The sequence below is a fragment of the Actinoalloteichus hymeniacidonis genome (assembly GCF_014203365.1).
GTDB lineage: Bacteria > Actinomycetota > Actinomycetes > Mycobacteriales > Pseudonocardiaceae > Actinoalloteichus_A > Actinoalloteichus_A hymeniacidonis.
This window is the reverse complement of the sequence record NZ_JACHIS010000001.1, coordinates 5,002,420-5,029,083: the sequence shown is the minus strand read 5'-3', so window position 1 is coordinate 5,029,083 and position 26,664 is coordinate 5,002,420. Positions and strand designations below refer to the sequence as shown.

The following is a 26,664-nucleotide window of genomic DNA, read 5'->3' as shown; positions in this document are numbered from 1 at the left end:
CGCTGCGCACCGAAGTTATGCAGAGCTAGGCCTCGCCGGGAGTACGCACTTCAAGGTGGCCAGCGCACTCGGAGGAATGCCATGACCACTCGCACCGCAGCGCAAGCCCACACGGCGGCCCGCATCGCCCACCGGGAGCACTGTGTCCGCTGCCCGACCAATCGGATGCTCGACCGCATCGGTGAGAAGTGGGTTGCGCTGATCATCAAGGAACTGTCCGGCGGGCTTCGACGCTATGGCGAGCTGGGTAGGGCGATTCCCGGGGCCAGTCAGAAGATGCTGACGCAGGCACTGCGGAACCTGGAGCGAGACGGCCTGCTCACCCGCACGGTCACGCCCGAGGTGCCCGCCAGGGTGGACTACGAACTGACCGCGCTGGGCCACAGCCTGCTGCCGGTCATCCAGGCCGTGGCGCAGTGGGCCGACCAACACATCGAACAGATCGACAGCGCCCGTGCGGCGCACGATGCCCGAGGCCGCTGAAGCCGATGCACCACGCCTACGTGCGGAATACTCGATCGAGCACCGGCTCGCGGACGCCGATGACTACTGTCTACAACAGAGCCAGCGAGGCGCCGCGCCGTGCACTGTAGACAGACCGCGCGGGGCCAGCGGCCGCGTGATCTCGGGATGGACCCCTCAATTCCGTCCGGGGAGACACCGGCCACGGCTCGACGAGTTCTGCACTGCCTGGTGCCCGCCTGAGGAGACCCCGAACATGCCCTTCGCCGACGAACTGATCGGCTCCAACACCGTGCAGGTCCTCACCGAGGCCATTGAGACCGCAGCGCCGGACGCGCCGCTGATCGGGCTGCGGGCCGCCGAGGCCCAGCTGGGCCCGCTGTCGTTGCGGGAGCGCAGTGACCTGCTGCGGTATGCGTTATTGGCCGACCTGCCGGGGGACTACGACTCCTTCGCGGCCACGATCCGCCGGGCGCGGGACGAGGCGACCCAGTTCAGCGGTTGGCTTATCTGGCCGGTCACCAGCGCCGTCGCGGCCAAGGCCATCGACGAGGGCAGCGCCGAGGCCTTCGACGACGCGCTGAACCTGCTGGGCGAGCTGACCTCGCTGCTCAGCTCCGAGTTCGCCATCCGGGCCCTGCTCAACCACGATCTCGACCGGGCGATGGCCAAGATCTATCACTGGGCGGGCTCCTCGGACGTCGACCTGCGGCGGCTCGCCTCGGAGGGCACCCGGCCGTTTCTGCCGTGGGCGGTGCGGGTGCCCGCGATCCTGGCGGAACCGCAGACGACCCTGCCGATCCTCGACGCGCTCTACCGGGACGAGGCCGAATACGTCCGCCGGTCGGTGGCCAACCATCTCAACGACCTGAGCCGACAGGAACCGGAACTCGTGGTGGCCACGGCGACGGCCTGGCTGGCCGAGCCCGACGCCAACACCGTGCACGTCGTCCGGCACGGCCTGCGCAGCCTCATCAAGAAGGGGCACCCGGAGGCGTTGAGCCTGCTGGGCTTCACCCCGGCCCGGCTGGAGGTGACGGGGCCGATCCCGGCCACCGATTCCGTCACCATCGGCGAGACGTTGACCTTCACCGCCTCGGTCCGCAACCTCGACACCGAACCCGCGCAGCTGGCGATCGACTACATCGTGCATCACCAGAAGGCGAGCGGCGTGCAGACCGGCAAGACCTTCAAACTCACCACGAAGACCCTCGAACCGGGCGAGACCTACGACATCACCCGTGAGCACTCCTTCAAGGTGATCACCACCCGTAGGTACCACCCCGGTGCCCACGCCGTGGAACTCCAGATCAACGGGATCTCCTCCGGTCGCGCCGAATTCACACTGTTGGCCGAGGACTAGAGCGACGCCGCGTCAGCCATGCAGCGGCAGGCCCTTCAATGCCTTGTCGACGGCGTTGCGCCCGCCATAGACGGCGAGCCCGGCCAACGCCAGCTTCTCGGTGGGCATCGTGCGGACTGCCGCTCGGTTCTCGGCGTCGGTGGACATGGCGAACAGCTCCTCGGGGTAGATCGCCACCGCCAACTCACGGGTCACCGCCTTCTCCCGTGCCTTGCGCAGGCCCTCGGCTTCGGCGGCGTGCACCACGATCGGTTGGCCGAACATCGGTAGGTACGAGACATCGGACGCGTCGAGATAGTCCTCGCCGATGGTCTCCGGGAACCGGGCGGCGATCCCGCTGACCAGGAATGCGGTCACGTTGAGCCGCTGCCAGGCGGCCAGATCGTCCCGGACGACGACGGCGATCTTCGTTCGGTTCTGCATGTCGGGCAGCCTCGCCCCGTGCGGGCGCGCGCGTCTTGAACGCTGGTGCGGCAGGCGGTTCGCAGGCGTGGGCATCATGGACGAGGTGAGGGGCGCAACGAGCGGTGAGTGGTCCCGGTACTGGCGGGCTCCGGACCTGGGCGTGGAGGCCATACACGCCCACTTCGAACGGCACACCTATCACCGACACACCCACGACGCCTACTCGTTCGGCCTGACCGAGGCCGGCTCCCAGGCGTTCACCTGCCGGGGCGCCGCGCGGACCAGTGGGGTGGGCATGGTGATGGCGTTCAACCCCGATGAGCCGCACGACGGACACGCCGCCGAAGCCCACGGCTTCACCTACCGGATGGTCTATCTCGAACCGAAGCTGATCGAGAACGTGATCGCCGACAGCGGAGCCGAACAGGCAGGGCTGCCGTTGTTCATCGAACCCGTCGTCCACGACCCGTTGCTGTTCCGCGCCCTGTTCCGCCTGCATCGACTGCTGGATGCGGGCAGCGCCTTGGAACGCGGCGAGGCCCTCGACTCGACGGTGCGTGCCCTGGTCCGCCGGGCCTCGGTGCGCCCGCCGCGCGTGGCAGGGGAATACGGCGGACCGTCGGGCGTCGACCGGGTGCGGCAACTGCTGCACGCCTCCTATGCCGAGGATCTGCGGGTCGAGGACCTCGCCGAGGTCGCGGGGTGCAGCCGTTACGCCCTGCACCGAGGGTTCATGCGGACCACCGGTTTGGCGCTGGGCGACTATCAGCGACAGCTGCGGTTGCGCGCGGCCCGCCGACTCCTCGCCGAGGGCACGCCACCCGCAGCGGCTGCCACGGCGGTGGGTTTCGCCGATCAGAGTCACCTGACCCGCTGGTTCGGTCGTTATTACGGCATCACCCCGGCCGTCTACCGTTCCGCCGCCGCGCACGGTTGACCCGAGGCCGGCCGACTTCGGCCTGCTGGCCTGGCTCGATTCACCAACACGGGACGGCGGATCCTGCGGCATCGATTGATATCGCGTGGGGGACCGGTTCGGGCGAGGCCGGTTCGCGGCTTCATCGACCACATGCAGTTGAAAATGTGGATCACACTGACTACCCCGGATGGCCTGTGCCGCAGGGCATCGGGCCCGTCGACCGCCGGCGCCGGGCCACCCCGGAGCGCCGCAGGTGCTAGAACGGACCGCAGTTCTCGTGTGGTTTGGCAAGGCGAAAGGCGGATCATGGCGCGTCAGCGGGTGCGGCTCAGTGCGGCGACGGGTTTCCTCGACAACATCAAGCAGGGATGGTCGGCGCAGTCCACCCAACCCGATCTACCCGCCGGGGCCGCGGCAGCGGCGGCGGAACACCGACGCAGGCTGGTCGCGGAGCTGCCCGGTAGACGGATCGCGGTGGCCTCGGGCCGCGCGCCGGTTCGGGCCAACGACACCTATCACGACTTCCGGCCCGACAGCGACTTCGTCTGGCTGACCGGCTGCAATGCCGAGGGCGCGGTGTTGGTCATCACCCCGACCGCCGATGGCCACGACGCGGTGCTCTACCTGGCGGAACCGGCGGGCCCGGAACTCGCCGACTTCTTCGCCGATCCGCATCACGGCGCGCTATGGAACGGCCCGCAGCCCGGCCTGGCCGAGTGGAGCGAGGCCCTCGGGCTGACCTGCCTGCCGCTGGAGCGGCTTGCCGATTCCTTGCGCGGCATGACCCCGCCCACCATGGTCGTCACCGGGGTCGATCCGCTGCTCGACGCGGTGGGCGACGGCCGGGGCGGCGCGGGCGAGGTCCGGCGGGTCTGCTCGGAGTTGCGCCGGATCAAGGACGATTGGGAGATCGGCCAGCTGCGCGAGGCCGTCGACGCCACCATCGGCGCCTTCGGTGATGTGGCCGCCGCGCTGCCCGCAGCGATCGAGGGCGGCGGCGAACGCTGGTTGCAGGGCACCTTCGACCGGGTGGCGCGCAGCGCGGGCAACGGCCCCGGTTACGCGACGATCGTCGCCTCCGGACCGAACGCCCCGGTGCTGCACTGGGTGCGCTGCGACGGGCCGGTGCGGCCCGATCACCTCGTGTTGCTGGACGCCGGAGTCGAGGTGAAATCCTGCTACACCGCCGACGTGACCAGGACTTTCCCGGCCTCGGGCACTTTCTCCGCCGCACAGCGTCAGGTGTACGACCTGGTGACCGCCGCGCACCTGGCGGCGATCGAGGAGGTCCGGCCCGGCCGGGATTACCTGGCCTTCCACGACACGGCCCTGCGGGTGCTGGCCGAGGGCCTGCACGACTGGGGCCTGCTGCCGGTGTCGGTGGATGAGGCGATGGACCCGAACGGCCAGCAGCATCGGCGGTTCATCGTCTGCGGCATCGGCCACTACCTGGGCATCGACGTGCACGACTCCCCGCATGCCTCGGCGGCGGCGTATCACGGGGGCACGCTGGAGGAGCGCATGGTGTTGACCGTCGAACCCGGCCTGTACTTCCACCCGAACGACGAGACCGTGCCGCCGGAGCTGCGCGGCATCGGCGTCCGCACCGAGGACGACCTGTTGGTCACCTCGGGAGCACCCGAGGTGCTGTCCTCGGAGCTGCCGATCCACTCGGCCGACATCGAGCGGTGGGTGCGGGACCACCAGAGCTGAGCGTGCAGGGTGTGGGCCGACGGGTGAATCTCTCGTCGGCCCACCGTCGTCTTCGGGGCCGGTGACCGGGTCGGCGGCCTGCCAGCGGGCAAATAGCAGGACGTTTGATGATCGGTCAAGGATTCGGACCCGAGCGAATGAGCGGTTCAACCCATTCGGCCGCATACTTAGCAAGGCCATTCTTCGGCTGTCAATAGTTGATTCGTTGACTGAGGTGGCGGCGGGTGACTTCTCTTCATCCGGGATCCGACGTGTGGTAGATGTCGGTTCGTCGCAATTCAATCAAGTGGCGAACTAAATGTGAACGGTTAGTCCGGTTTGAGCTCTTTTGGGTGAACCTGATGTTTGCTTCGCCACGCAACTGTTTTATCCGCCAGACTGTCCGCTGTTCGATCCTGATTGCGAAGAACGGAGAACGACTATGTCCCACTGTGTTTCCCGTATCGCTGTAGGTGCCGTCGTGGCCAGTGCCGCCCTCGCCGTCATTTCGGCGGTTCCCGCGCAGGCCGAGGACTCGGTGGCGGGCCGCGCCGACTATTCGGGACGTGACGTGATGGTGAACATGGACGAGTTCTTGGACGGCGATAATTCTTATGGGGACAATTCTTTCGTCATCAAGGTCCCGATCAGCATCATCGTCTCGCACTACGAGAACTCGCCGGTCTGGGGCCACTATGGCCACGGTCCCGAGTATTCCGGCCTGCTCGGTGGGTGACGGTGGCGTGGTCGGGTATCGAATGACTTTCTCGGCCGCTTTCCGCTTAATCTGATTTAGCAGCGCCGCCAGATCCGGGAATCCTTCGGTACTGGCGGCGCTTTATCGGTTGGGTTCGAAGTCAGTGTCCCGCGCTGAGTTCTCCGGTGAGTTTTCCGTGGATCCGGGCGCTCGGCGGATTGAGCCCGGTGATCTCGACGCTCTTGCCGCGCTTCGCGTACTTCGTCTCGATCGCGTCGAGCGCGGCGACCGAGGACGCATCCCAGATGTGCGCCGCGCCGAGGTCGATGACGACGTTCGGCGGGTCACCCGCGTAGTCGAACTGGCCGACTAGGTCGTTGGAGGACGCGAAGAACAGTTCGCCGGTGACCCGGTAGACGACGGTCGTGCCATCGGGGTCGACGACGGCGGTGACCTCCGCGAGGTGCGCGACCCGGTTGGCGAAGATGACCATCGCGGTGATCGTGCCTGCGACGACACCGACCGCGAGGTTGTGGGTGAGCACCACGCAGGCCACGGTGATCAGCATGACCGCGAGCTCGCCGAGGGGCATTCGGCGCAGAGTCTTCGGTGCGATCGAGTGCCAATCGAAGGTCGCGAAGGACACCATGACCATGACGGCGACCAGCGCGGCCATCGGAATGTCGGAGACGATCGGCCCGAACACGATGCACAGCACCATGAGGAACGCGCCCGCGAGGAAGGTCGACAGCCGGGTGCGGGCGCCGGAGACCTTCACGTTGATCATGGTCTGGCCGATCATCGCGCAGCCGCCCATCCCGCCGAAGAAGCCGGTGACGATATTGGCGATGCCCTGGCCGATCGACTCGCGGGTCTTGGAGGAATGGGTGTCGGTGATGTCGTCGACCAGCTTGGCGGTCATCAACGATTCCATCAGCCCGACCAGCGCCATCGCGAACGCGTAGGGCGCGATGATGGTCAGGGTGTCCAGGGTGAAGGGAACGTCGGGCAGCCCCAGCGTCGGCAGCGCGGACGGCAGCTCGCCCTTGTCGCCGACCGTCGGCACGGCGAGGCCCGCGCCGAGGGTGATGACGGTCAACACCACGATCGAGACCAGTGGCGCGGGCACCACGGTGGTGATCTTCGGCAACAGCACCATCATCGTCAGCCCGCCGAGCAACAACGGGTAGGCGACCCACGGCACGTCCTGCATCTCCGGCACCTGGGCCAGGAAGATCAGGATCGCGAGGGAGTTGACGAAGCCGACCATCACCGAGCGCGGGATGAAGCGCATCAGCTTGGCCACGCCGAGCGCGCCGAAGACGATCTGGAAGACACCGGCGAGGATGACCGCGGCGACCAGGTAGCCCAGGCCGTGGTTGAAGTTCAACGGGGCGATGACCAGGGCGACGGCGCCGGTCGCGGCGGAGATCATGGCGCGACGGCCGCCGACCACGGAGATCACCACGGCCATGGTGAACGAGGCGAACAACCCGATGGCGGGGTCGACTCCGGCGATGATGGAGAACGAGATGGCCTCGGGGATCAGCGCCAGCGCGACGACGAGCCCGCCGAGGATCTCGGTGCGCCAGACCTTGGGGTCGCGCAGCCAATCGGGGGCCAGGGCGCGCAGCCGGGCGCGCGGCGACACGGCGGAACCGGGGGAGGACACGGGAAGCGGTTACCTGTCGTACTCGGGCCCGCCCTTGCGGGACGGGCGATGCGGCGCGCGGTGCCGGTGCGGCACGCCGCGCGAACGGCCCCGACAGAGCCGGAACCGCAGAATGGGACGTCGGATGCGGGCGCTACCTGCGCCCAGACTCAGCTCCGGGATGGGCGTCACGGCGGCCAGGCGGTGACGCCGAGCATCCTGGGATCGCGCACACTGGCTCCTGCGGGGATCGACGATTCACCGGAGGCGACGCCGACCCCGACACGATGGCGCGATGGCGGAGAGCCACTCGCGATCGGCAACTCTACCCTGACGTAAGGGTAGAGTTCATCGGGGTGGCGGACATCCCATCGGACGGCGGCGAACGGGGTCACCAGGAGTGGGCGACGAGCACATGCAGATCGGCGAGGTCGCGGCGCGCACCGAGCTGTCGCTGCGCACGATCCGGCACTACGAGGAGACCGGCCTGGTCGTCCCGTCGGCTCGTTCCCAGGGCGGTTTCCGCCTCTACACCGAGGCCGATGTCGCGCGCCTGATGGTGATCCGCCGGATGAAACCGCTGGGCTTCAGCCTCGACGAGATGCGCGACCTGCTGGAGAGCACCGACCGCCTCGACAGCGGCACCGTCTCCGACGCCGAGGAACGCGAGATCCTGCTGGAGCGCATCCGCGTCTATGAACGAGCCGCCGTCGAGCAGATCGACAAACTGCGCATCCAGTTGAGCCGCGCCGAGGACTTCGCCCAGACCTTGCGCATCCGGTTGGCGGGGGATTCCGCCGATCGTTGAAGGTCGTCGGAGTCCTGCCAGGTCGGGAGATCGCGGTGTTTCCATAGTGGACGGACATCGGGGCGGCTAGCCCGATTCGGTGCGCTCAGCCGAAGACAGGCCCCACCGAACCGACCTGATACTTCTTCACGTCGTCGTTGAGTACCGCAGGCATCGGCTCCGGGGGATTGGCGGTCGCCTGATGTGCGGCAAGGTGTTCTTCGGACTCCCAGATCTCAAGAAGATTGATGCGTCCGGGCTCGACGGGATCGGCGGCCATCACGAAATCGACGCAGCCCGGCTTTGCTCTGGAGCGGACGAGGAACTCCGAGGTTCTCGCGAGGTATGCGTCCCGGTCCTCGGGTGCGACCTGCAGCATGCCCGAGATGATCAGCATCGACGGCGACCTTTCCGTAGTCACGATCCGGTGGTGGCTCCGCCCTCGCATCGAACCGCGCAGAAAACGCAGATCGTGTTGTTCGAGGCTGCCGGAATTGACGATAAGTGGACTCACCGACAAGTCAGGTGCAGCCTCGGCTGCGCCGAGGTTCTCGCGTAGCCCTGGTCACCTTGGTGGCCAGTTTCGGAGGGCGGCGTCGGCGACTCGCTGGAGGTCCTCGCGACTCGCGCCGCCGGTCGCCTGCACGGCCATACCGTTGGAGATCGTCACGAGGTAGCGGGCGATGAGTGTCGGATCGGCTTCGGAGGGTAGGTCGCCGTCGTCGACGGCCCGCTGAAATCGCTTGCGCAGGTGCTCTTGGCCCCGGGTGCGCCATTCGGACGAGGCCTCGCGCGCGGCCTGCCCGGTCTCGCCGACGGCGAGTGCGCCCTGGACACCTAGGCAGCCGCTGGGGCATCCCGGTTGTGTGTTGGCTTCGACCGCCCCGGTGAGGAACAGGGTGGCCACTTCATGCGCGGTAGGCGCCTCCAGCGCTTCGCAGATATAGGAGCCGCGACCCTCCGTGTAGCGCTGGAGCGCCTTCCGGTAGAGCTCCTCTTTGTTTCCGAAGGCGGCGTACATGCTCTTGCGAGAGATGCCCATGCCCTCGGTCAGAGCGGTGAGACTCGCTCCCTCGTAGCCATGTTCCACGAAGACGCCCACCGCCTTCTCCAGTGCCGCCTCGGCGTCGAACGCCCGTGGTCGACCGATCTGTGCCTTGTCCACGGCCACACGGTAGCACTTCTGCACCGATCGGTGCTGAAGTGCTACCGTTGAATTCGGCACCGATCAGTGCCGAAATGAGAGGGGCAAGGATGAACCGGTTGGAAGGCAAGATCGCCGTCGTCACCGGTGGCGGCACGCGGGGAATCGGCCGGGCTACCGCCGCGCGGTTCGTGGATGAGGGCGCACATGTGTTCATCACGGGCAGGCGTAAGGCCGAACTGGACGATGCGGTGAAGGTCATCGGCCGGAACGTGACGGCGGTGCCGGGTGACATCACGAACCCGGACGACCTGGACCGGCTCTATGAGATGGTCGCGGCTCGCGGCCAGGGCCTGGACATTCTGTTCGCCAACGCCGCCGCAGCCTCTCTCGTGACGCTTGAGGCGACTACGCCGGAAACCCTCAACCACATTTTCGACGTCAACGTCACGGGCACCGTCTTCACCGTGCAGAAGTCTCTGCCGCTGCTCAACGAGGGCGCTTCGGTGATCATCAACGCCTCCACGGCCGCCGATAACGGGATGGAGGGATTCGGCGCCTACGCCGCGTCCAAGGCGGCGTTACGGACGTTCGTGCGCGTCTGGGCGAACGAGCTGGTGGGGCGCGGCATCCGCGTGAACGCCATCTCGCCGGGACCGGTCGACACCACGGGCATCAACGAAGTCGTGGGGGAGGAGAACGCAGCGGCCTTCAAGGCGGAAAAGGGAGCCAACATCGCGATCGAGCGGATGGGCCGCCCGGACGAGATCGCGGCTGCGGTGGCCTTCCTCGCCTCGTCCGACAGCAGTTTCATGCTCGGTGCGAACCTGTACGTCGACGGCGGAGAGAACCAGATCTGACGGGCAGCGTCCTCGGCGAACCCGACGCGAAGGGCGACCGTAGCGGCTGCCCTTCACGTCGGGTCGCGTTCCCTACCGAGCCCGCGCGAGTACGTCGTGCACCCAGGACGCCAGCTCGGTCGGAGTCGCCTCGTCAGCTCGTTCGCAGGGCGTTTTCCGCCTCTACGCCGAGGCCGTTGTGGCGCGGCTGATGGTGATCCGGTCGGATGAAACCGTTGGGCTTCAGCCTCGACGAGATGCGTGACTTGCCGGAGAGCACCGACCGGCTCGACAGCGGCACCGTCTCCGATGACGAGGAGCGGGGAATCCTGCTGGAGCGCGTCCGATCCGATGAACGAGCCGCCGTGGAGCAGATCGACCAACTGCGCAACGGTTGAGCCGCGCCGAGGATCTCGCCGAGATCCTGCGGATTCGGTTGGCGGGGGATGGCGGCTGAGGGAGCGGATGTGCGGGCGGGGCCGGGGAGCGATGGTCAGAACATGCAGGTCTTGTCCGGGATCACGCCGTTGGCGCGATAGTTCACGCTGGCGACCACGGGGGACTCCTGTTTGAGGCGGGCGGCCAGTTCCTTGCCGCGTTCCCGCCACGCGGCTTCGATCTCCGGTGAGGCGAACCCGGACTTCGACCACACATATCCATCGGGATCGTAGGTTGCCTGATACTGGGCATCCCACGTCTTGATGTCGGCCACCAAGGCTGCCGGAAGCTGAAGGTCTTCCTGTGCTTCGTCGATCGAGTGGCCGTACTCCTCGGGGTCGTCGGCGTAGTAGTAGAACGGGTCCTCCTGCCAGCCGACCAGCAGGGCGACGTCGATGGGGTGGGGCAACGTGACTCCTATGGAGGCCAAGGCAGCAATGGCATACGAGGTCCGGTTGCACGCCGGTTTTCGGGAGACCCGGTTTACTACGTCGCAGATCCGGAGGAGACCATCGTCCATGAGATCGACGAGGCGGCCGAGGACCTTCGGCTTGGTCCGGATGTAGCGCGTGAACTCGTGGTGTGGGATGAGGAGTTCCAGGCCACCTACAACGCGGATGTTCCGCAGGGCTCCAATTTCTCCAGTCCCGAGCAAGAGGGTGCCTGGTTGGAGCGAGGGCGACGGTTGGCGGCGCGGATCCACCAGGAGTCGCCGGTCGTGACCAGCGTCGAGTATCGGGGGTACGGGGCGACTCCAAGCGGTGCGGTCGTCTTCTCTGATCGGTGAAGCCTGAACGCGGAGCCGTAGCCGGGTGCATCGCAGGATGCTTGCCGCGTCAGATCATGCACTCACCGTTGAGGATTTGGCCGTCGGCTTGGTAGTCGATGCTGGTGAGGAGTGGGGATTCCTGCTTGATCCGGATTGCGAGTTCCTTGCCTTTCTCGACCCAGGCTTGTTCGGCTTCAGGGGTGGGGAAGCGGGAGTCGGGTGGGTAGTTGTCGTCGTAGATGGCCTGGTACTCGTCGTCCCAAGCGTTGAGTTCGGCGACGAGTCCTGAGCTGAGCCCGAGATCTTGTCCCGCTTCGTCGGGCCAGTGGTGCATCCAGCAGTTGTCTGGATCCCGGTAGTAGAGCATCCCCTCGAAAAACCAGCCAACATCGAGATACCGAAGGCCTCGCGTGGTGCGTCACACACCTTCAGATCACACACTCGCCGTCGTTGATCTGGCCGTCGGCCTGGTAATCGACGCTGGTGACCAGATCCGATTCTTGTTTGATCCTTGCGGCGAGTTCCTTGCCGCGTTCGACCCATGCTTGTTCCGCTTCGAGGCTGGGGAAGTGGGAGTCAGGCGGGTAGTTCCCATCGTAGATGGCTTGGAACTCGTCGTCCCAGGCTGTGAGGTCGGCGACCAGCGCTGAACTGAGGCCGAGGTCTTCGCCCGCCTCGTCCGCCGTATGGCTGGTCCATAGGCCGTCCATGGGATCATCATAGAAAAGTGGTCCTTGGAAAAAGCCTGCCAGGAGCACCATTTCTAGTTTCATGGTCATCGCCCTTCGCTCGACTTTGATCGTTTTCTCAGTCGATTTTTGTGGACCTGGTGCGAGGTTACTATGTAGCCGTTGTCGCCTATCGCGACCTTGAGGCCTTTGGGTCCTCCTGCGGTGTCTATCTCATAGATAGCGCCTCCGCGCCCATCTGTATCTATGGGTTCGTGATTCTCAACCAGGTGAAAAATTGTGTCGATAACCTTATCGAGTGGGATTCCCGCAGCCTCGAAATCCTTGCGCCGGGCTGGTCGAAGGATGTGGGCCCGGCCAGAACGGTCGATGTCTCCCTCCTCCAGCCAGATCACACGCCCGTCGCGGTGCCTGCCAACTCGCACCACCTTGTCAGAACTTATTTTCGCGCCGTTGCGTTGCAGTTCGGCGATCAGGTCGGCGTAAGACTCCGGGGCTGCGCGCGGCCCGTCGGATGAGTTGGTCTTGTCGTGCTCTATTGGCGGGTTCTCAACTGTTGCAGGGCTCAACCCTTGCGGTTTAGTGACATCGGTCAGGTCATGTCCGGCGATGTGCTGGCAGTAGGCATCGATGATGGCTTGGACCTGGGCGAAGTCGCCACGGGCGTCTTGGACCTGACTGCTGGCGGTTGCGGCTAGGTGGGCGATCTTCTCTACCTCGGGCTGGCTTGACCCGGTGGTGGCGGTGGCGAAGGTTGCCGCGCCGTCGGTGATGGCCTTGTCGGCTTGACTGGTGGCGTTGCGGGCTTCGGTCAGCAGGGCGTGCGCTCGGCGCAGCTGCGCGATGACCTCGGTGACAGACACGAATCGCCCCCCTACTCTTCGTGACGGACCCCATGGTGCCGTAAAGCCGGGGCGTGGGGTAGAGCGGGTAGCGCGGCCGCAGGAAGACCGAAGGGGTTGAGATGTTTGATGGGATACGAGGTCCGGTTGCACGCCGGTTTTCGGGAGACTCCGGTTTACTACGTCGCCGATCCGGAGGAGACCACCGACCATGAGATCGACGAGGCGGCCGAGGACCTTCGGCTTGGTCCGGATCTAGTGCGTGAACTCGTGGTGTGGGATGAGGAGTTCCAGGCCACCTACAACGCGGATGTCCCGCAGGACTCCGATTTCTCCAGTCCCGCGCAAGAGGGTGCCTGGTTGGAGCGAGGGCGACGGTTGGCGGCGCGGATCCACCAGGAGTCGCCGGTCGTGACCAGCGTCGAGTATCGGGGGTACGGGGCGATTCCTAGCGGTGCGGTCGTCTTCGCGGACCAGTGAGCTCGGACTCGGAACCCCAGTCCGGTGCGCCCTAGAGCACACGCTTCGTTAGATCATGCTTCGGCGTATTTGACCTGGTAGGTCAGTTGGCTTGCCTTGGTTGCGGCGATGAACCTGTTGAAGGTCGGGCGGTCGATGACGAGGGTGCCGCCGTCGCGGTTCTTGGTGTCACGGATGCCGAACTGGTTGGAGGCTCGGCCTACCTCGACGCAGTTGGTCGCCTCAGCCGATCTTGTTGCCTTTTTCCATCCCCGCAACGCGTTCATGGTTGTCATCCCTTCGGCGATGGCGGTCCGCATACGTTGTGATCAGGTCCCTCGACCCGTCTCTCATGGCGAAAGTTGCCAAGTGGACTGGTGGGCGACTTGCCGCAAACTGTAACGAGCGCGGCGGCGGTGGCGAGTGGTGTCTGCTCGCCACCACACGGGATAGCCTCAGGTCAGTCGGTTCGCCTTGGTTGCGGCGATGAATCTGTCGAAGGTGGGGCGGCCGATGATGAGGGTGCCGCCGTCGCGGTTCTTGGTGTCGCGGATGCCGACGATGCCCGGTGCTGCGCCAACCTCGACGCAGTCAGTGGTGTTCTGGGAGCGGCTGGATTTGCGCCATCCGGCGAGTTGCGGGTGTCGCGTCATAGCTGAACTCCGTCCTCATGCGGAAATGTTGGGTAGGGTTTAGCGCCATGTCGTGATGGTCGACTGCGGAAAGGGTTTCGCGCAATGGCCGTTCGGGTGGTGTCGCTGGTGGCGGACAGCCATCGTGCCCGCCACCGCCGATCGTCCTAGGCCAGCCGGTTCGCCTTGGTGGCGGCGATGAATCTGTCGAAGGCGGGGCGGTCGACGATGAGGGTGCCGCCGTCGCGGTTCTTGGTGTCGCGGATGCCGACGATGCCGGGTGCATCACCGATCTCGATGCAGTCGGTTTCTTGTGCGCTTCGACTGGATTTCCGCCAATGCTGAAGCCTCACAGAGGTCATCGGTCCTGCCTTTCTTGATGGTGAGGTAGATATACATCGGTGATGAGCTTGATTGACTCTTCGGGGCTCATCGCTTCCTTCAGGACAATTTCCCGGGCTGCCAGAAAATTCGCGATATGGCGGGCGTCGTCGACGAAAGTCGATGCCGAGAGGTGTTCCAAGTGGACGATGGGCGGTGACCGATCAAACTCGTAGATCGAGAAGTTGCCGGAAGACGAGACAGACGGGCCTATTGAGGACGGCACGACCTGCACCGAGATGTGGTCGTGTTCGATCCAGCTCAGCAGACGTTTCATCTGTTCAGCCATCGCCGCGTGTCCGCCGACCGGGCTTTGCAGCGCCCACTCATGGAAGATCGACATGAAGCGCGGGGCCGTGGCGGCCCGAAGAATCTCTTGGCGTCCCATCCGGTACATGGTTCGGGCTTCGATCTCCTCCGGCGTGGCATCACCGGCGCTGATGATCGCCCGCGCGTAGGACATGGTTTGCAGCAGACCGGGCACCAACAACGGTGTGCTCACGGTGATCGCGGTGGCTTCCCGTTCGTAGTCGACCAGAGTGGTAAGCGCCGATGGCACGCCAGCACCCGTCACAGTCCAGTTTCCGCGATCGATGTCGCGGGCCATCTCCAGAATCTCGTCACGGTGCGCGCCCGTGATACCGAAGAGCGCCAGGATGCTTGCGGTGTCCTCGGATGAAGGCGGATGCGCACCGGTTTCGGCGCGAGCGATACGAGTGTGGTGCACGCCGAGGCGCGAAGCCGTCGCGCGTTGAGTGAGGCCCGCAGCATGTCGGGCTTCCGCTAGCGCGCTCCCCAACGCTCGTGCGCGAGGGCTTTTCGCGCCGTTTCTGGTGCGGTTCATGCAGCACAGGCTAGATCAGCGCCTTGTTGGGCGAGTACACCCGAACGTGTCATTGACGCGTGTTGCTTCCGAATCGCAGACTGGTTCTGCGCCACTGAACCAAGGTTTTCGGAGGTCTCGTCAGTGCAAGAGCAAGAGATAGTTCGATCCCAGCGCTACTGCTGGCTTCGTCCCGGCGGTGCCTCATGACCGCGCTCGTCCTGACCGGCGTTCTGCTCGTCGTCTTCGGCGCGGTCCTCACGGTGTGGAGCTACCGGCCCGTTTCCCCAGATCCGGCCCGGCATCGGCGGCCCCGCACGGTCTCGGCCGCGTCGATCCTGGCTCGCTGTGCCGCCGAGGCGGCGGCGATGCAGGAGGAGTTTCGCGTTGGTGCCCGCACGCCGCTTCCAGCTGGGGGTGCCCGGTGATCGTGATGGGATCGGTGCCCGCCCACTGGATTCACCGGTGTGTGCGGCATGCGGTGCGGGTGGCCGTCGGTTATGAGGGTCGGGTCCTCGTTTTCGATGGCGGGCGCGGCACCAGATCGACCGTGAGCACCGAACTCGCCCGGCGCGATGCCCGGCTGTTCCTCACGACCGTGGAACAGCGCGGCATGGCGAGGCTGGCGGCGATGCGGCATACCGAGCCGAACCAACTCCAGCTTCGGCATGTGGGTCACGGTCTGGAGCTGTCCGTCCTGAATCGGCTCGGTTCCTTGGGCCGCTGGGTGATCGAGGATCGCCAGCTACCCGAACTCCTCCGGCTGGTGCGGGAAGCCGAGTTCGCGGCGAGGCCGTCGTGAGGCCGGTCGAGTGGTTCGTCCGCGCGGTGCGCCCAGGCGAGACACACCACGGTCGAGCCGACTACCGGGCCGAATCGGTGGTCGTCTCCCCGATGTGCGGGCGGTCGCGGTTCGTCGCGCTCAATCGGTCGCCGATCCACGAGTGCTATTACGACGATCAACGCTGCCCCGACTGTCTGCGGCTCCTCGCCTCGCCCGCTCTCACCCTGGTGCGTGCCTCGTGACCACTCTTCCCCAGCCCCGGCGGCGCAGTCAGATCACCGCACGATTTCTCCGCCGGGCGGCGCGGATTCGGCCCTATGTCCTGGCGATGGCGGGAGACCGACGATGACCGACCGCACACCCGGCGACCAACACGGCAGCAATGCCGAGCCCGCGATCCCGGCATCCGAGCCGGTCGTCGAACCCACCGCGAACCCCGACGAACCCCTCCGCGCCACCGACCCGCTGCTGATCGACCAGGTCACGCTGCCCGAGGTCGGCATCGTCTGCCAGCGGCACGCCGTGTTCGTCGACGAAGGCGAAACCCTGCCCAGCGCCGGAGAACAGGCCTTCTCGCTCTGCGGAATCCCGCTGACCATCGGGCCGCCGCCAGCCGAGATGCTGCCGGGCGTGCCCGCCGAGGTCGTCGACTGCGCCGACTGTCAGGCGATCATCTGGGACGAACCCGCCATCGAACCGGTCGGCTCCGACTTCCGGCTGTTCGTCCGGCGACGCGGCACCATCGACGTCCACATCGTCGAGGACAGCGGGCTATCCGCCACCACGATGACGGCCCGGTGCGGCGCGCTGTTCCGGCTCGGCGAGGACCTCGAACAACTCGCCCCCGGCTGCGGTGCGCCCTGCAACCGCTGTCTGCTGGCCTCGTTATCGGGCCCGGCCACGCTGCCAGAACACCTTGCGGTGTCCGGAGAATTCTGATCGACAGACTTGGCTCAGCCGAGACTGCCAAGATCGTCTGTATGACGTCGATCCCCGAGTCCGACCAGGTGAACAACTACAACAGCTTCGCCGAGATATACAACACCGAGAACGAGAGCAGCCTCGAGAACGCCTACTACGAACGGCCCGCGACCCTGCGGCTGGCAGGCGACGTGGCCGGACGCAAGATCCTCGACGCCGGTTGTGGTGCGGGCCCGCTCAGCAAGGAGCTGCGCGACCGGGGCGCCCTCGTGAGCGGATTCGACAAGAGCGCCGGGATGCTGGAGATCGCCAGGAAACGGCTCGGGGACGACGTCGACCTGCGGGTCCACGACCTCGCCGAGCCACTGCCTTATGCGGACGGCGAATTCGACGACGTCATCGCCTCGCTGTCCCTGCACTACCTGAAGGACTGGGGGCCGACACTCGCTGAACTGCGGCGCGTGCTGCGACCCGGCGGGCGACTCATCGCCTCGGTCAATCACCCGACGGCTGATTACTGCATCCAACGGATGTCCGGGCACAGGCCCAACTACTTCGAGGTCTACCGCGACGTCGGCGAGTTCGAGATGGGCGGCACAACCATCCAACTCGCCTTCTGGAACCGGCCGCTCCACAAGATGACCGACGACTTCACCGCAGCGGGCTTCCGGATCGCGCGCATCAGCGAACCCCAGCCTGACGAAGCCGGGCGCGAGCTGTTCCCCGACGTGTTCTACCTGTTGGAGACCGCGCCGAGCTTCCTGTTCTTCGTGCTCGAAGCCGAGTGATCTCTGCTTCTTGGCTCTGCGGCTCCGGTGACGAGTGGCTTGCCGGAGCCGCCTGAGACGCGGTCGGGGCGAAGCAACGGGACCTACGGGCGCGAAATGCGTTCGCGCCCGTAGGGTCCGGCGGCTTTACTGTCCGGCATGACCAACGGCCCTGATGTGACGATCGTGGCGTTTCCGGCGGGGGAGCCCGGCGAGGGGCCCTATGCGACCGCGGCCGGTCCGGACGGCGCGATGTGGTTCACCCATGTCCACCAGGGGCGGATCGGTCGGATGGCGCTCGACGGAACTCAACGCACCCACGCCCTGGACTCCGCCACCGCCGGGCCCGCGCTCATCGTCGCCGGGCCGGACGATGCCCTGTGGTTCACCGAGCTGCACGGAAATCGGATCGGCCGCAGCACCACCGACGGCGACATCAGCGAATTCGAGCTGCCCACCCCGGACTCCGCGCCCTACGGCCTCGCGGTCGGACCCGACGACGCGCTGTGGTTCACCGAGATGAACACCGACCGAATCGGGCGGATCACCCCCGCGGGCGAGATCACCGAGTTCGCGCTGCCGGATACCGGCACCTTTCCCTCCATGATCGTCGCAGGCCCGGATGGCGCGCTGTGGTTCACGATGAACCAGGCCAACGCCATCGGCCGTATTACCACCGGCGGCGAGGTGACCGTCTTCCCGCTGCCGACCGAGGGCGCGGGGCCGGTCGGCATCACGCGGGGCAGTGACGACGCACTGTGGTTCGTCGAGATCATCGCAGGCCAGATCGGTCGGATCACCGTCGATGGAGCCATCACCGAGTTTCCACTGCCCGACCGCGACGCCCGGCCCCATGCCATCACCGCCGGGCCCGATGGGGCCTGCTGGTTCACCGAATGGGGCGCGGGACGGGCCGGTCGAATCGATCATGAGGGCGCTATCCGAAGCTATGACCTTCCCGCCGACAAGCCGGAACCACACGGCATCGCGCTCGGCGCCGACGGTGGGCTCTGGATCGCACTGGAGGCTGGCGCGATCGCGCGCGTGACGCCGTCGGGAGAACGTACGTCTGGTCGCTGAGGTTTTGTTCGGGTGGTGAATGTGATGGGGCTGGCGGGCTTTCGAGGGCCGTTGGTCGCGGGGCGGGCGGTCTGTCGGGTGCGACGGTGGCGGTGTGGTCGCGGCGTCGATCGATCTCTAGACTCGAATTCTTAGTGGTCGAAAACCCGGTTACCGGTCGGTAGAACCCCAGGTCAACAAGTATCCGCCCCGCGCACGCGGGGGTGTTCCCTGTGTGCTTCACGCTGCCACCTCTACGATAATATCCGCCCCGCGCACGCGGGGGTGTTCCTGCCCCTTGACGGTCAGGTACCACGCCGACGGGATCCGCCCCGCGCACGCGGGGGTGTTCCCCTGCTCGAGCTAGCCGAGAGCTGCGGCGGTGCATTCGCCCGCGATGACGACATCCGAAGCGACGAACTGTCCACCGGATCCGAACCGCATGGCATCGCGCCCGGCCCCGGCGGCGCGCGGTGGGTGTCCCTCGAATCGATCGATCGCGCGCGTGATGCCGGATTGCCCACCGCAGACCGAGCATCCTGGTGCGCGCGAGACCCAGACGGCCGCGCTTCAGGCCGGGGTTTTCTCGGGGGCCGTGCGCAGCATCTGACGCGCCAGCCCCACCCACCAGACGAAGGTGAAGGCGATGACGGTCGGGTTCTTCACGAACAGCAGCACCGCGAGGTAGGTCGACCTGGTTTCCTCGGCCAGTAAGCCCGCCACGACGTTCTCCGCGAGCAGGTCGAAGACCAGGAATGCCACCGAAAGCAGTGCGCCCTGGATCAGCAGGCTCGGCCAATGCAGCCGGGCGAACTCGGACAGGTTGTCCCAGTGCCACGCGGTGTTGCGCATGGCCAACTGCCAGAGCACCACGAACAGCAGCAGCCGCGCGCCCAGCACCAGGATCTCCGAGGCCACCACGGCCGCGGTCGGGATCTGCTCCGCCCAGTTCACCACCATCAGCCGTTGCACCGAGGCGACCAGCGACAACCCGACGATCGGCAGGAAATGACGCAGGTAGAACCGCCATGCCCAGCCGGGCACCTCCAACGCCAACCTGAACTCACCACGCAGTGCCGTACTCATCGAGAGCCCTCCCATCGCAGCACGAATTACTTCAGCGTACCGAAATATTTAGCTCGGTATACTGATTTGGTGGCGCGAGGAGAAGACGGCGATCCGGGGCCTGCGTTGGGACGTGAACTCAGTACGGCGGTGGTCGCGTTCCATGAGGCGGTCGGGTCATACCTGGGAGTCAGCGCGGTCGATCAGCGGGCGCTGGGGGTCATCGGCGCCCACGGCCCACTTTCGGCGGGGGCACTGGCGACACTGATCGGTCTGACACCGGGAGCGGTGACCGGCATGGTCGATCGCTTGGAACGCTTGGACCTGGTGACGAAGACCCCCGACCCCGCCGACCGCCGCCGCGTGGTGATCAGCGTGGCAGGCAGGGGCCGGGAAGGTTTCGGGGAGATCTTCGGCGGCCTGTCCACGGCGATGCAGGCCATGGTGGCGCGCTACTCGCCTGCGGAGCAGGAACTCATCGCGGACTACGTGACCCGCACGATCGACATCCTTCAAGAACAGACCCGGGAACTGACCCGGACAACGCGGCGTGGATCGGCCGGTGAGTCCTAGTCGAACGGCGGGCGAGCTGGCCGACCTGCTCAGGCGTTCTCGGCGACCTTCGGTTCGTCGCTGGTCGCGGCCGGGGCTCCCGATGCGGCCTTGTCCTTGCCCGTGGCCAGCAGGATCGCGACGACGATCGCCTGAATTCCCATGATCAGCGCCAGGGTGACGGGAGCCTGCACATTCGTCAGGACCATCGTCAGGTTCACCGCGAAGTGCACGGCCACCGAGGCCACGACGCCGGCCCGCTCGTAGGCGCAGCAGCACAGCATCGCCATCGGGATGGAGCTGACCGCGAACAGCACGCCGCTGGGCGTGGCCAGGCCGAGCTGGGACTGGACGGTTCCGGCGATGAAGAACAGCGGCAGATGCCACACCGCCCAGATGGTGCCGAGCACCAGACCGATCTGGAGGCGGCTCATCGACGCGCGCATCCTCGGGTAGGCGGTGCCGCGCCAGCCCGGTTCCTCCGCCAGCGGGCCGGAGATCACCATCATGGCCAGGAACATCACCGGGCTCTGCGCGGTCAACACGGCCATCGCGGTGTCGACGCTGGGCATGGGGGCACTGCCCGACACGCCCGCGAGCAGGCCGCCCGACAGCACGGTCGCCGAGGCCAGCACCATCAACACCGGCACCCAGCCCAGGGTCTTGAATCGGGAGCGCACCGCGTGTTCGGGGACGGGTTCACCGCGTCGACCTCGGCGGATGCGGATCACCAGTGCCGCGATCGCCGGGCCGAACGCCCCCACCAGGTGGGGCAGGGTCGCGGCCGGGTTCACCGCGGGCCCGCCCATCGCGATCGCCACTCCCCACAACGCCCAGCTCACGACGAAGGCGATCGCCATGAACAACACGAGATCGCCGCTGTATTTTCCGGTGTTCGAAGCTGACGTGGACATGCCGAAGTGCTCCTTCTCGGATAGTGCTGGGGGAGTGGATCAGGCGTTCGGGGTAGCGGTCAGTCGCTCGCGCAACCAGGTGCCGACCAGCGAGAGCAGGTCGGGGTCGACCGGCTCGCCGAACAGTCGGCGGTAGGACCGCAAACTCGGTGTGCCCGAATCGCGGCGCAGGATGTGGGTGAGGTCGGGGCTGCGGTGGATCTCGACGGCGCCGGGCACCAGCCGTTCGATCGCGATCAGATCGGCGGGATCGACCTGGATGTCCTTGTCGCCGGTGATGGCGAGGACCTCGGCCTTGGCGGCCACCAGGTCCTTGCGGGTGTCGTGGGTGAGCATCTCGCGCATCCATCGGGCGTTCATCGGGGCGCCCGCAATCCGGACCACGTCGGTGGTGGAGTTCTTGAGGCGGTTGAGAACCCGGTTGAGCAGGGCCTCGGCCGGACGGCGCAGCAGCCGCACGGGCGCGGGCATGCCCTGGATCACCGAACGGGCCTGCCAACGCAGGGCGTCCTCGCCCACTCCGGCGAAACCGGCCAGCAACACCACGGCGCGGACCTCGTCCTGGGCGGCCAAAGCCATGGCGTGCAGGGCGCCCTCGCTGTGGCCGATGACGCCGATGGAATCGGTGCGCACGTCGGGATGCGCGGCCAACGCCGTGATCGCGGCGGCGGCATCGCGGCGGTTGTCGTAGAAGCCGGTGCGCTGCCAGTCGCCGGGGGTGGCGCCCGCGCCGCGCCGGTCGTAGCGCAGCATGCCGATTCCCTTGGCCGCCAAGGCCGTGGCCAGCTCCGGGCCGATATTCGACCTGAGCTTCGCCGCGTTGCCATCGCGGTCCAGCGGACCGGAGCCGTGCAACAGCAGGACGGTGGGGTGCGGACCCGGTCCGATGGGCAGCGACAGGGTGCCTGCCAGCGCGGTGCCGTCGTCTGCCGTGATCGTCATATCGAGGTCGTACAACGTTCCGCTCCCTGACGTGCGAATGTTCTCAATGGCGAGAACGTTATCAGATGTGAGAACATGTAGCCATGGCGACCGCGGATCTTCTTCTCCACCCAGTTCGGCTGCGCATCCTGCAAACCCTGTTGGGTCACGATGAGCTGACCACCGCTCAGCTGCGCGAACGGCTGCCCGATATCCCGGCGGCGACGATGTACCGGCACGTCGCCGCGCTCGCCCAGGCCGAGATCCTGGAGGTTGTGCGGGAAAGACCCGTCCGCGGCACCGTCGAACGCAGCTACCGCGTTCGGCAGGAGAAGGCGCGCATAGAGGGCGACGTCCGCGAGACCATGACCAAGGACGACCACCGCAAGGCCTTCGCCGTCTTCAGCGGCGCCCTGATCGGCGACTTCGACCGCTACCTGAGCCGCGAGGACACCGAACCCGCGCAGGAGAACCTGCTCTACCGGCAGGGCGTCGTCTGGGTCACCGACGAGGAATACACCGAACTCGTCGAAGAACTCGAAGCAGCCGTCGAACGCCGTAACGAGCCCGGCGAGGGGCGCACCCGGCACGTCATCAGTCTGGTTGCGGTGCCCGATAAGCCGGTGTGATGACTTGGCGGGGCGGCTGAGGGTGGCTGTGCTGCTCTGGTCGGGGCTCCTGATCGATAGACTCGAAATCCAAGTGGTCGAAAACTCGGTTACTGATCGGTAGAACCCCAGGTCAACAAGTATCCGCCCCGCGCACGCGGGGGTGTTTCCCCGGCGGCGGTGATCCTGCGGTGCAACGCGAAATCCGCCCCGCGCACGCGGGGGTGTTTCTGCTTCCGCTCGGTCGGGCTCGACCATCACGCCATCCGCCCCGCGCACGCGGGGGTGTTTCGCAGCAAGCCGCCGATCGTCGCCTCCAGGAAGCGCCCCGCCCATGCGAGGCGCCTCCTCTCACCACCGACTCCGCAGCCACATCGCCAGCAGCTCGACCAGCATCACCGTGGCGAAGATCAGGATCAGCACCGTGGTGACGACGCCGAAGTCCAGGACTCGGGCGGCGTTGAGCAGGTAGAAGCCGATGCCGCCCGCGCCGACGATGCCGAGCAGGGTCGCGGAGCGGATGTTGGTGTCCAGCAGGTAAAGCGCGTGTCCGACGAGCGCCTTGCCCGCTGCGGGCACGGTGGCGGCGAGGAACACCTGGAGTCGGCCTGCCCCGGTCGCCCGTAGTGCGCGTTCCGGGCCGGGGTCGACCTCTTCCAAGGAGTCGGCGACGAGTTTGCCGAGTAGGCCGATCCCGCCGATGCCCAAGGCGACCGCGCCCGCCACCTCGCCGAGTCCGGTGATGACGACGAAGACGATCGCCAGGATCAACTCGGGAATCCCGCGAATGATGAGGATGATCAGGCGGAAGAACCGCGCTACCCGCGCATTCGGGGCCACGTTGGCGGCGGCGAGCGCGCCGATCGGGATCGACAGCACGACGCCGATCAGCGTCGCGGCCAGCGCGATCTTCACCGTCACCCACAGCGCGGCCAGCAGCGTGGGCAGGATGCCGCCGGTCTGCGGCGGGAGGAACTGGCCGAGCACCTCGAAAATCCGGGGCAGTGCTTCGAAGAAGGCCAGCGGCGAGATGCCTGCCCCGGCGATCGATGCTACGACGATCACCGTGCTGACCACGGCATACAGGATTCCTCGACGGCGCATCCGCCACGGCGGCGTCACTCGTCCCTCGGCCAGCGCGGCCGCCGAGCGCTCCCTCGGGTCCGCGGACACCACGACCTGCTGCTTCGGCTTCACCAGTCGGCCGAGGGCGCCGGTGATGCCCCGGCGGGGACCGGCCGCCGCCCGGCCGAGTAGCGCGGTGCGGATCGCGCCGGAGACGACCTCCACCGCGATGCACAGCGCCAACACGATCAGCGCCAGCGCGATGCCGCGTTGGTAGTTCAGTACTCGCAGCGATTCGGCGATGGCGAAGCCGATGCCGCCGACCCCGACGAAACCGAGCACCACCGACACCCGCAGGTTGATGTCCAAGCGGTGCAGGCCGACCGCGACGAACGCGGGCAACACCTGCGGCAGCACCGCCCCCGTGATCCGTTGCAGCCGGGTCGCGCCGGTCGCCCGCAGCGCGGTGGGCGGGCCGGGGTCGCTCTGCTCGATCGCGTCGGCATACAGCTTGCCGACCATGCCGATCGAATGCAGGCCCATCGCGAGCACGCCGGTGATCGAGCCGATGCCGAAGACCCGCACGAACACGATGGCCAGCACCACATCGGGCACCGCGCGGGCGACGACGATGAGCGCCCGCGCCCCCATCCTGGCCGCATTGTTGGGGGTGGTGTCGGCGGCGGCCAGCAGCGCCACCGGGGCCGACAGCAGCGCCGACAGCAGAGTGGCCAGAACGACGATCGCCAGGGTCTGTCCACAGAGAGCCAGGATCTCCAGCAACGGCGGGAAGTCCAGCGGGAACACCCGCGCGGCGAACCGGGCGGCGTTCGCGGCGCCGTCGACGAAGGTCGCGACGTTGATCCGCAGATCGGCGAACGCCCACACCCCGAGGCCGAGCAGCGCCAACAGAACCAGCGTCGGCGCGACGGCGCCTGCCGATGGAGGTGTGTTCAACCGGGTGGCACTCGGCGCGGAAGGCACGGAGGGAACAGGCATCAGGGCACTTTCGAGTCGGCCGGACCGGATCAGGCGGTGGGGGACAGCCCGGCGTCGGCACCGACACGGGAGTAGACGGACATGACCTGGTCGCGATCCAGGCCGCTCGTCGGCAGGTCGAGGACCACCCGACCATTACGCAGCCCCACGAGCCGATCACCCCAGTTCAGGGCAAGATCGACCTGATGCAGGCTGCACAACACGGTCAGCGAGTTCTCCCGGCTGATGGTGCGCAGCAACTCCATCACCTGGTGAGCCGACTCCGGGTCCAGCGAGGCGACCGGTTCGTCGGCGAGCAGGATCTCCGGCTGCTGCATCAACGCCCGCGCCACCGCGACCCGCTGCTGCTGGCCACCGGACAGCGTGTCGGCCCGCTGGAAAGCGCGGTCGGCCAACCCCACCCGGTCGAGATGGGCCAGGGCCTCCCGGCGCAGCGCCCGGGGATAGGTGCCCAACCCGAGGCGCGGCCCGCGCAGCCGTCCGAGCGCCCCCGTGCAGACGTTCTCCAGCACCGTCCGGCTGCCCACGAGGTCGAACTGCTGGAACACGAAGCCGACCCGCCGCCGCAGCTCGCGCAGCCGGCCGCCCCGGGCGACGCCGACATCGGTGCCCAGGGTGCGGACGGTGCCCGAACTGGGCTGTTGCAGGCCGTCGACGTGACGCAGCAGTGTCGACTTGCCCGAGCCCGAGAGACCGAGCAGGACCACGACCTCACCCGGCGCCACCGTGAGCGACACCTCGTCGAGCGCGAGGACGTCGGCGCCGAATCGCCTGGTCACGCCGTCCAGGACGACGGCGGGCTCCGCTGCGGCACTCATCCTTCGAGACAGTTCTGGTTCTGGGTGACGTCGCAGACCTCGCGCACCGGCTCATACGTCGAGTCGTCCACGGCCGCGTAGCCCCAGGCGTCCTCGTCGCCGATAGGGCAGTCGCCCTCACAGAACCCGTTCGCCAGCAGGTAGTCGCTGTTGGCCTTCTCCCGGAAGGCGGTGCTCAGCGTCTCCCGCAACTCCGGCGCCAGCTGGTCGCTGATCGCGGCGGGCGAACCGGGGATGATCGGGGACTTCCAGACCTTCTCGATGTCGCCGGGGGCGATGTCACCGGAGTCGATGAGCTGGTTGTCGACCATGGAGTCGAAGGCGAAACCCGCGTCGCAGCGGCCCGCGGCGACCTCCAGTACGGCGGCGTCGTGGGAACCCGCGTAGACGGCGGTGATGTCCTCCTCCGGGTCGATGCCCGCCTCGATCAGTCCGGCGCTGGGATAGAGGTAGCCGGAGGTCGAGTTCGGCTCGACGAAACAGACCGTGCGGCCCGCGAAGTCCTCGATCGACTCGATGCCCGCATCGGGGTTGGCGAAGCCGTAGGAGACGTAACCCGGGTCGTCGCCCTCGGCGTCCACATAGGCGCCGACCGGGCTGACCTGCGCGCCCTCGCTCTGAGCCAGCACGAAGGACAGCGGACCGTACTGCGCGATGTGCACCTGCCCGGCGAGCTGCCCCTCGATCACGGCGGCGTAGTCGGTTGCCTGCCGGAATTCGATGGTCTTGCCCGTCTCCTGCTCCAACATCGCGATCACGGCGTCGTAGCTCTGCTGCAGGCTGGACGACTCCTCGGCGGGCACTGCGGCGAAGACCAGGGTGTCCGGATCGGCGGGGTTGCCTGCCGGGTCGTCGGAGACGGCGCTGGCGCCGCAACCGGTCACGGCCGCTGCCGCGAGGAAGGCAGCCGCTGCGGTGGCCGCCCGGCGAGATCGGGTCAGGTGCTTCATGCGCTGAACTCCAGAGCGGTGGCGGAATGTCGGTGACGTGGCTCGTCGGCCGATAACGCAAGACTCCACTCATGTTGTCTCTACAACTTCTCGTCGAAGTGGCGCCGGAGTGAACAGGCAGCCACAAGTTCGACGTGACCACCGGATTCCGAAACCGGACCGAGGCGGGCGCCACCGGTGGAAAGCAGCGGCCGGGATCCTCGACGATGCAGAATCCCGGCCACGGAAAGTGCCTGTTCACATGTGTCG

General features: G+C 66.9%; 36 protein-coding genes. 18 read left to right on the top strand and 18 right to left on the bottom strand.

What is annotated here, in order from left to right; all coding sequences use genetic code 11:
* Positions 1-81: 81 nt before the first annotated feature.
* Both BKA25_RS21190 and BKA25_RS21185 read left to right on the top strand, forming a co-directional pair.
* Positions 82-483 (top strand): winged helix-turn-helix transcriptional regulator, encoded by a 402-nt coding sequence (locus tag BKA25_RS21190; RefSeq protein ID WP_069847211.1) that lies wholly within the window; start codon positions 82-84, stop codon positions 481-483.
* A 235-nt stretch (positions 484-718) separates the two neighbouring features.
* Positions 719-1,825, top strand: coding sequence for a DNA alkylation repair protein (locus tag BKA25_RS21185; protein WP_069847213.1), 1,107 nt, complete (start codon positions 719-721; stop codon positions 1,823-1,825).
* A gap of 12 nt (positions 1,826-1,837) precedes the next feature.
* On the opposite strand, the gene BKA25_RS21180 is transcribed toward BKA25_RS21185, so the two are convergent.
* Positions 1,838-2,248 carry a DUF2000 domain-containing protein gene (locus BKA25_RS21180; protein WP_069847214.1) on the bottom strand — a complete coding sequence of 137 codons (411 nt, stop codon included), beginning with the start codon at positions 2,246-2,248 and terminating at the stop codon, positions 1,838-1,840.
* Positions 2,249-2,324: 76 nt separating this feature from the next.
* Here BKA25_RS21180 and BKA25_RS21175 point away from each other — a divergent pair, with 76 nt between their 5' ends.
* The 3 genes from BKA25_RS21175 to BKA25_RS21165 all read left to right on the top strand — a co-directional run bounded on the left by BKA25_RS21175 (position 2,325) and on the right by BKA25_RS21165 (position 5,577).
* Positions 2,325-3,167 carry an AraC family transcriptional regulator gene (locus BKA25_RS21175; RefSeq protein ID WP_069853336.1) on the top strand — a complete coding sequence of 281 codons (843 nt, stop codon included), beginning with the start codon at positions 2,325-2,327 and terminating at the stop codon, positions 3,165-3,167.
* A gap of 288 nt (positions 3,168-3,455) precedes the next feature.
* Positions 3,456-4,862, top strand: coding sequence for an aminopeptidase P family protein (locus tag BKA25_RS21170; RefSeq protein ID WP_069847216.1), 1,407 nt, complete (start codon positions 3,456-3,458; stop codon positions 4,860-4,862).
* Positions 4,863-5,322: 460 nt separating this feature from the next.
* The gene (locus BKA25_RS21165) at positions 5,323-5,577 is read left to right on the top strand and encodes a hypothetical protein (protein WP_069847218.1); all 255 of its coding nucleotides are present in this window, start codon (positions 5,323-5,325) and stop codon (positions 5,575-5,577) included.
* Between the two features lie 121 nt (positions 5,578-5,698).
* On the opposite strand, the gene BKA25_RS21160 is transcribed toward BKA25_RS21165, so the two are convergent.
* Positions 5,699-7,210 (bottom strand): SulP family inorganic anion transporter, encoded by a 1,512-nt coding sequence (locus BKA25_RS21160; RefSeq protein WP_069847220.1) that lies wholly within the window; start codon positions 7,208-7,210, stop codon positions 5,699-5,701.
* A 394-nt stretch (positions 7,211-7,604) separates the two neighbouring features.
* Here BKA25_RS21160 and BKA25_RS21155 point away from each other — a divergent pair, with 394 nt between their 5' ends.
* Complete coding sequence (locus BKA25_RS21155; RefSeq protein ID WP_069853337.1) at positions 7,605-7,997, top strand: MerR family transcriptional regulator; 393 nt, start codon at positions 7,605-7,607, stop codon at positions 7,995-7,997.
* An 85-nt stretch (positions 7,998-8,082) separates the two neighbouring features.
* Here the strand turns inward: BKA25_RS21155 and BKA25_RS21150 are convergent, their stop codons facing one another.
* Positions 8,083-8,373 carry a putative quinol monooxygenase gene (locus BKA25_RS21150; RefSeq protein ID WP_069847223.1) on the bottom strand — a complete coding sequence of 97 codons (291 nt, stop codon included), beginning with the start codon at positions 8,371-8,373 and terminating at the stop codon, positions 8,083-8,085.
* Between the two features lie 168 nt (positions 8,374-8,541).
* Positions 8,542-9,141, bottom strand: coding sequence for a TetR/AcrR family transcriptional regulator (locus BKA25_RS21145; protein ID WP_216637801.1), 600 nt, complete (start codon positions 9,139-9,141; stop codon positions 8,542-8,544).
* A gap of 89 nt (positions 9,142-9,230) precedes the next feature.
* On the opposite strand from BKA25_RS21145, the gene BKA25_RS21140 reads away from it, so the two are divergent.
* The gene (locus BKA25_RS21140) at positions 9,231-9,980 is read left to right on the top strand and encodes an SDR family NAD(P)-dependent oxidoreductase (protein ID WP_069847227.1); all 750 of its coding nucleotides are present in this window, start codon (positions 9,231-9,233) and stop codon (positions 9,978-9,980) included.
* A 236-nt stretch (positions 9,981-10,216) separates the two neighbouring features.
* Complete coding sequence (locus BKA25_RS21135; RefSeq protein ID WP_184285098.1) at positions 10,217-10,357, top strand: hypothetical protein; 141 nt, start codon at positions 10,217-10,219, stop codon at positions 10,355-10,357.
* Positions 10,358-10,452: 95 nt separating this feature from the next.
* Here the strand turns inward: BKA25_RS21135 and BKA25_RS21130 are convergent, their stop codons facing one another.
* Positions 10,453-10,806 carry an immunity protein CdiI family protein gene (locus tag BKA25_RS21130; protein ID WP_069847228.1) on the bottom strand — a complete coding sequence of 118 codons (354 nt, stop codon included), beginning with the start codon at positions 10,804-10,806 and terminating at the stop codon, positions 10,453-10,455.
* Between BKA25_RS21130 and BKA25_RS28780 the strand changes: the two genes are divergently transcribed.
* Positions 10,717-11,184 (top strand): immunity protein CdiI family protein, encoded by a 468-nt coding sequence (locus BKA25_RS28780; protein WP_512699153.1) that lies wholly within the window; start codon positions 10,717-10,719, stop codon positions 11,182-11,184. The genes BKA25_RS21130 and BKA25_RS28780 overlap by 90 nt on opposite strands.
* Before the next feature lie 49 nt (positions 11,185-11,233).
* On the opposite strand, the gene BKA25_RS21120 is transcribed toward BKA25_RS28780, so the two are convergent.
* The 3 genes from BKA25_RS21120 to BKA25_RS21110 all read right to left on the bottom strand — a co-directional run bounded on the left by BKA25_RS21120 (position 11,234) and on the right by BKA25_RS21110 (position 12,718).
* Positions 11,234-11,500: an immunity protein CdiI family protein gene (locus BKA25_RS21120; RefSeq protein ID WP_157420970.1), complete on the bottom strand. Its 267-nt coding sequence runs from the start codon at positions 11,498-11,500 to the stop codon at positions 11,234-11,236.
* Between the two features lie 94 nt (positions 11,501-11,594).
* Positions 11,595-11,945 carry an immunity protein CdiI family protein gene (locus BKA25_RS21115; RefSeq protein ID WP_069847233.1) on the bottom strand — a complete coding sequence of 117 codons (351 nt, stop codon included), beginning with the start codon at positions 11,943-11,945 and terminating at the stop codon, positions 11,595-11,597.
* Entirely contained in the window at positions 11,942-12,718 is a 777-nt protein-coding gene (locus tag BKA25_RS21110) for a hypothetical protein (RefSeq protein ID WP_069847235.1), read from the bottom strand. Before BKA25_RS21110 ends, BKA25_RS21115 begins: the two co-directional genes overlap by 4 nt.
* A 108-nt stretch (positions 12,719-12,826) precedes the next feature.
* On the opposite strand from BKA25_RS21110, the gene BKA25_RS21105 reads away from it, so the two are divergent.
* Positions 12,827-13,177: an immunity protein CdiI family protein gene (locus BKA25_RS21105; RefSeq protein ID WP_069847237.1), complete on the top strand. Its 351-nt coding sequence runs from the start codon at positions 12,827-12,829 to the stop codon at positions 13,175-13,177.
* A 53-nt stretch (positions 13,178-13,230) separates the two neighbouring features.
* Here the strand turns inward: BKA25_RS21105 and BKA25_RS21100 are convergent, their stop codons facing one another.
* The 4 genes from BKA25_RS21100 to BKA25_RS21085 form a co-directional block, all read right to left on the bottom strand.
* Complete coding sequence (locus BKA25_RS21100; protein WP_311734502.1) at positions 13,231-13,476, bottom strand: DUF397 domain-containing protein; 246 nt, start codon at positions 13,474-13,476, stop codon at positions 13,231-13,233.
* 135 nt (positions 13,477-13,611) lie between these two features.
* Positions 13,612-13,809 carry a DUF397 domain-containing protein gene (locus BKA25_RS21095; protein ID WP_069847239.1) on the bottom strand — a complete coding sequence of 66 codons (198 nt, stop codon included), beginning with the start codon at positions 13,807-13,809 and terminating at the stop codon, positions 13,612-13,614.
* A gap of 146 nt (positions 13,810-13,955) precedes the next feature.
* The gene (locus tag BKA25_RS21090; RefSeq protein WP_069847241.1) at positions 13,956-14,150 is read right to left on the bottom strand and encodes a DUF397 domain-containing protein; all 195 of its coding nucleotides are present in this window, start codon (positions 14,148-14,150) and stop codon (positions 13,956-13,958) included.
* On the bottom strand, positions 14,147-15,013 hold the full coding sequence (locus tag BKA25_RS21085; RefSeq protein ID WP_069847242.1) for a helix-turn-helix domain-containing protein: 867 nt from the start codon (positions 15,011-15,013) through the stop codon (positions 14,147-14,149). Before BKA25_RS21085 ends, BKA25_RS21090 begins: the two co-directional genes overlap by 4 nt.
* A 185-nt stretch (positions 15,014-15,198) precedes the next feature.
* Between BKA25_RS21085 and BKA25_RS21080 the strand changes: the two genes are divergently transcribed.
* From BKA25_RS21080 to BKA25_RS21055, 6 genes are all read left to right on the top strand, one after another.
* Complete coding sequence (locus tag BKA25_RS21080; RefSeq protein ID WP_069847244.1) at positions 15,199-15,420, top strand: hypothetical protein; 222 nt, start codon at positions 15,199-15,201, stop codon at positions 15,418-15,420.
* Positions 15,417-15,794: a hypothetical protein gene (locus BKA25_RS21075; protein WP_069847246.1), complete on the top strand. Its 378-nt coding sequence runs from the start codon at positions 15,417-15,419 to the stop codon at positions 15,792-15,794. The genes BKA25_RS21080 and BKA25_RS21075 overlap by 4 nt, the downstream gene beginning before the upstream one ends.
* A complete protein-coding gene (locus BKA25_RS21070; RefSeq protein WP_069847247.1) occupies positions 15,791-16,018 on the top strand; it encodes a hypothetical protein in 228 nt (75 codons plus the stop codon). The genes BKA25_RS21075 and BKA25_RS21070 overlap by 4 nt, the downstream gene beginning before the upstream one ends.
* Positions 16,019-16,121: 103 nt before the next feature.
* Positions 16,122-16,715 (top strand): hypothetical protein, encoded by a 594-nt coding sequence (locus tag BKA25_RS21065; protein WP_069847249.1) that lies wholly within the window; start codon positions 16,122-16,124, stop codon positions 16,713-16,715.
* Between the two features lie 41 nt (positions 16,716-16,756).
* A complete protein-coding gene (locus BKA25_RS21060) occupies positions 16,757-17,485 on the top strand; it encodes a class I SAM-dependent methyltransferase (protein ID WP_069847251.1) in 729 nt (242 codons plus the stop codon).
* A 138-nt stretch (positions 17,486-17,623) separates the two neighbouring features.
* The gene (locus BKA25_RS21055; RefSeq protein WP_069847253.1) at positions 17,624-18,544 is read left to right on the top strand and encodes a Vgb family protein; all 921 of its coding nucleotides are present in this window, start codon (positions 17,624-17,626) and stop codon (positions 18,542-18,544) included.
* A 549-nt stretch (positions 18,545-19,093) separates the two neighbouring features.
* On the opposite strand, the gene BKA25_RS21050 is transcribed toward BKA25_RS21055, so the two are convergent.
* The gene (locus BKA25_RS21050) at positions 19,094-19,609 is read right to left on the bottom strand and encodes a hypothetical protein (RefSeq protein WP_069853339.1); all 516 of its coding nucleotides are present in this window, start codon (positions 19,607-19,609) and stop codon (positions 19,094-19,096) included.
* A 69-nt stretch (positions 19,610-19,678) separates the two neighbouring features.
* Between BKA25_RS21050 and BKA25_RS21045 the strand changes: the two genes are divergently transcribed.
* Complete coding sequence (locus BKA25_RS21045) at positions 19,679-20,161, top strand: MarR family winged helix-turn-helix transcriptional regulator (RefSeq protein WP_236750514.1); 483 nt, start codon at positions 19,679-19,681, stop codon at positions 20,159-20,161.
* Between the two features lie 29 nt (positions 20,162-20,190).
* Here BKA25_RS21045 and BKA25_RS21040 read toward each other — a convergent pair whose 3' ends face one another.
* The gene (locus BKA25_RS21040) at positions 20,191-21,054 is read right to left on the bottom strand and encodes a CPBP family intramembrane glutamic endopeptidase (protein WP_084642624.1); all 864 of its coding nucleotides are present in this window, start codon (positions 21,052-21,054) and stop codon (positions 20,191-20,193) included.
* Between the two features lie 39 nt (positions 21,055-21,093).
* Positions 21,094-21,996, bottom strand: a complete 903-nt coding sequence (locus tag BKA25_RS21035; protein WP_236750516.1) for an alpha/beta hydrolase — start codon at positions 21,994-21,996, stop codon at positions 21,094-21,096.
* A gap of 83 nt (positions 21,997-22,079) precedes the next feature.
* Here BKA25_RS21035 and BKA25_RS21030 point away from each other — a divergent pair, with 83 nt between their 5' ends.
* Positions 22,080-22,604, top strand: coding sequence for a helix-turn-helix domain-containing protein (locus BKA25_RS21030; RefSeq protein WP_069847257.1), 525 nt, complete (start codon positions 22,080-22,082; stop codon positions 22,602-22,604).
* Positions 22,605-22,934: 330 nt separating this feature from the next.
* Here the strand turns inward: BKA25_RS21030 and phnE are convergent, their stop codons facing one another.
* From phnE to BKA25_RS21015, 3 genes are read right to left on the bottom strand one after another with little or no spacing between them, the layout of a single operon-like run.
* The gene (phnE, locus tag BKA25_RS21025; protein ID WP_069847259.1) at positions 22,935-24,647 is read right to left on the bottom strand and encodes a phosphonate ABC transporter, permease protein PhnE; all 1,713 of its coding nucleotides are present in this window, start codon (positions 24,645-24,647) and stop codon (positions 22,935-22,937) included.
* A 29-nt stretch (positions 24,648-24,676) separates the two neighbouring features.
* A complete protein-coding gene (gene phnC, locus BKA25_RS21020; RefSeq protein ID WP_069847264.1) occupies positions 24,677-25,465 on the bottom strand; it encodes a phosphonate ABC transporter ATP-binding protein in 789 nt (262 codons plus the stop codon).
* Positions 25,462-26,415 carry a phosphate/phosphite/phosphonate ABC transporter substrate-binding protein gene (locus tag BKA25_RS21015; RefSeq protein WP_069847266.1) on the bottom strand — a complete coding sequence of 318 codons (954 nt, stop codon included), beginning with the start codon at positions 26,413-26,415 and terminating at the stop codon, positions 25,462-25,464. Before BKA25_RS21015 ends, phnC begins: the two co-directional genes overlap by 4 nt.
* Between the last annotated feature and the right edge of the window lie 249 nt (positions 26,416-26,664).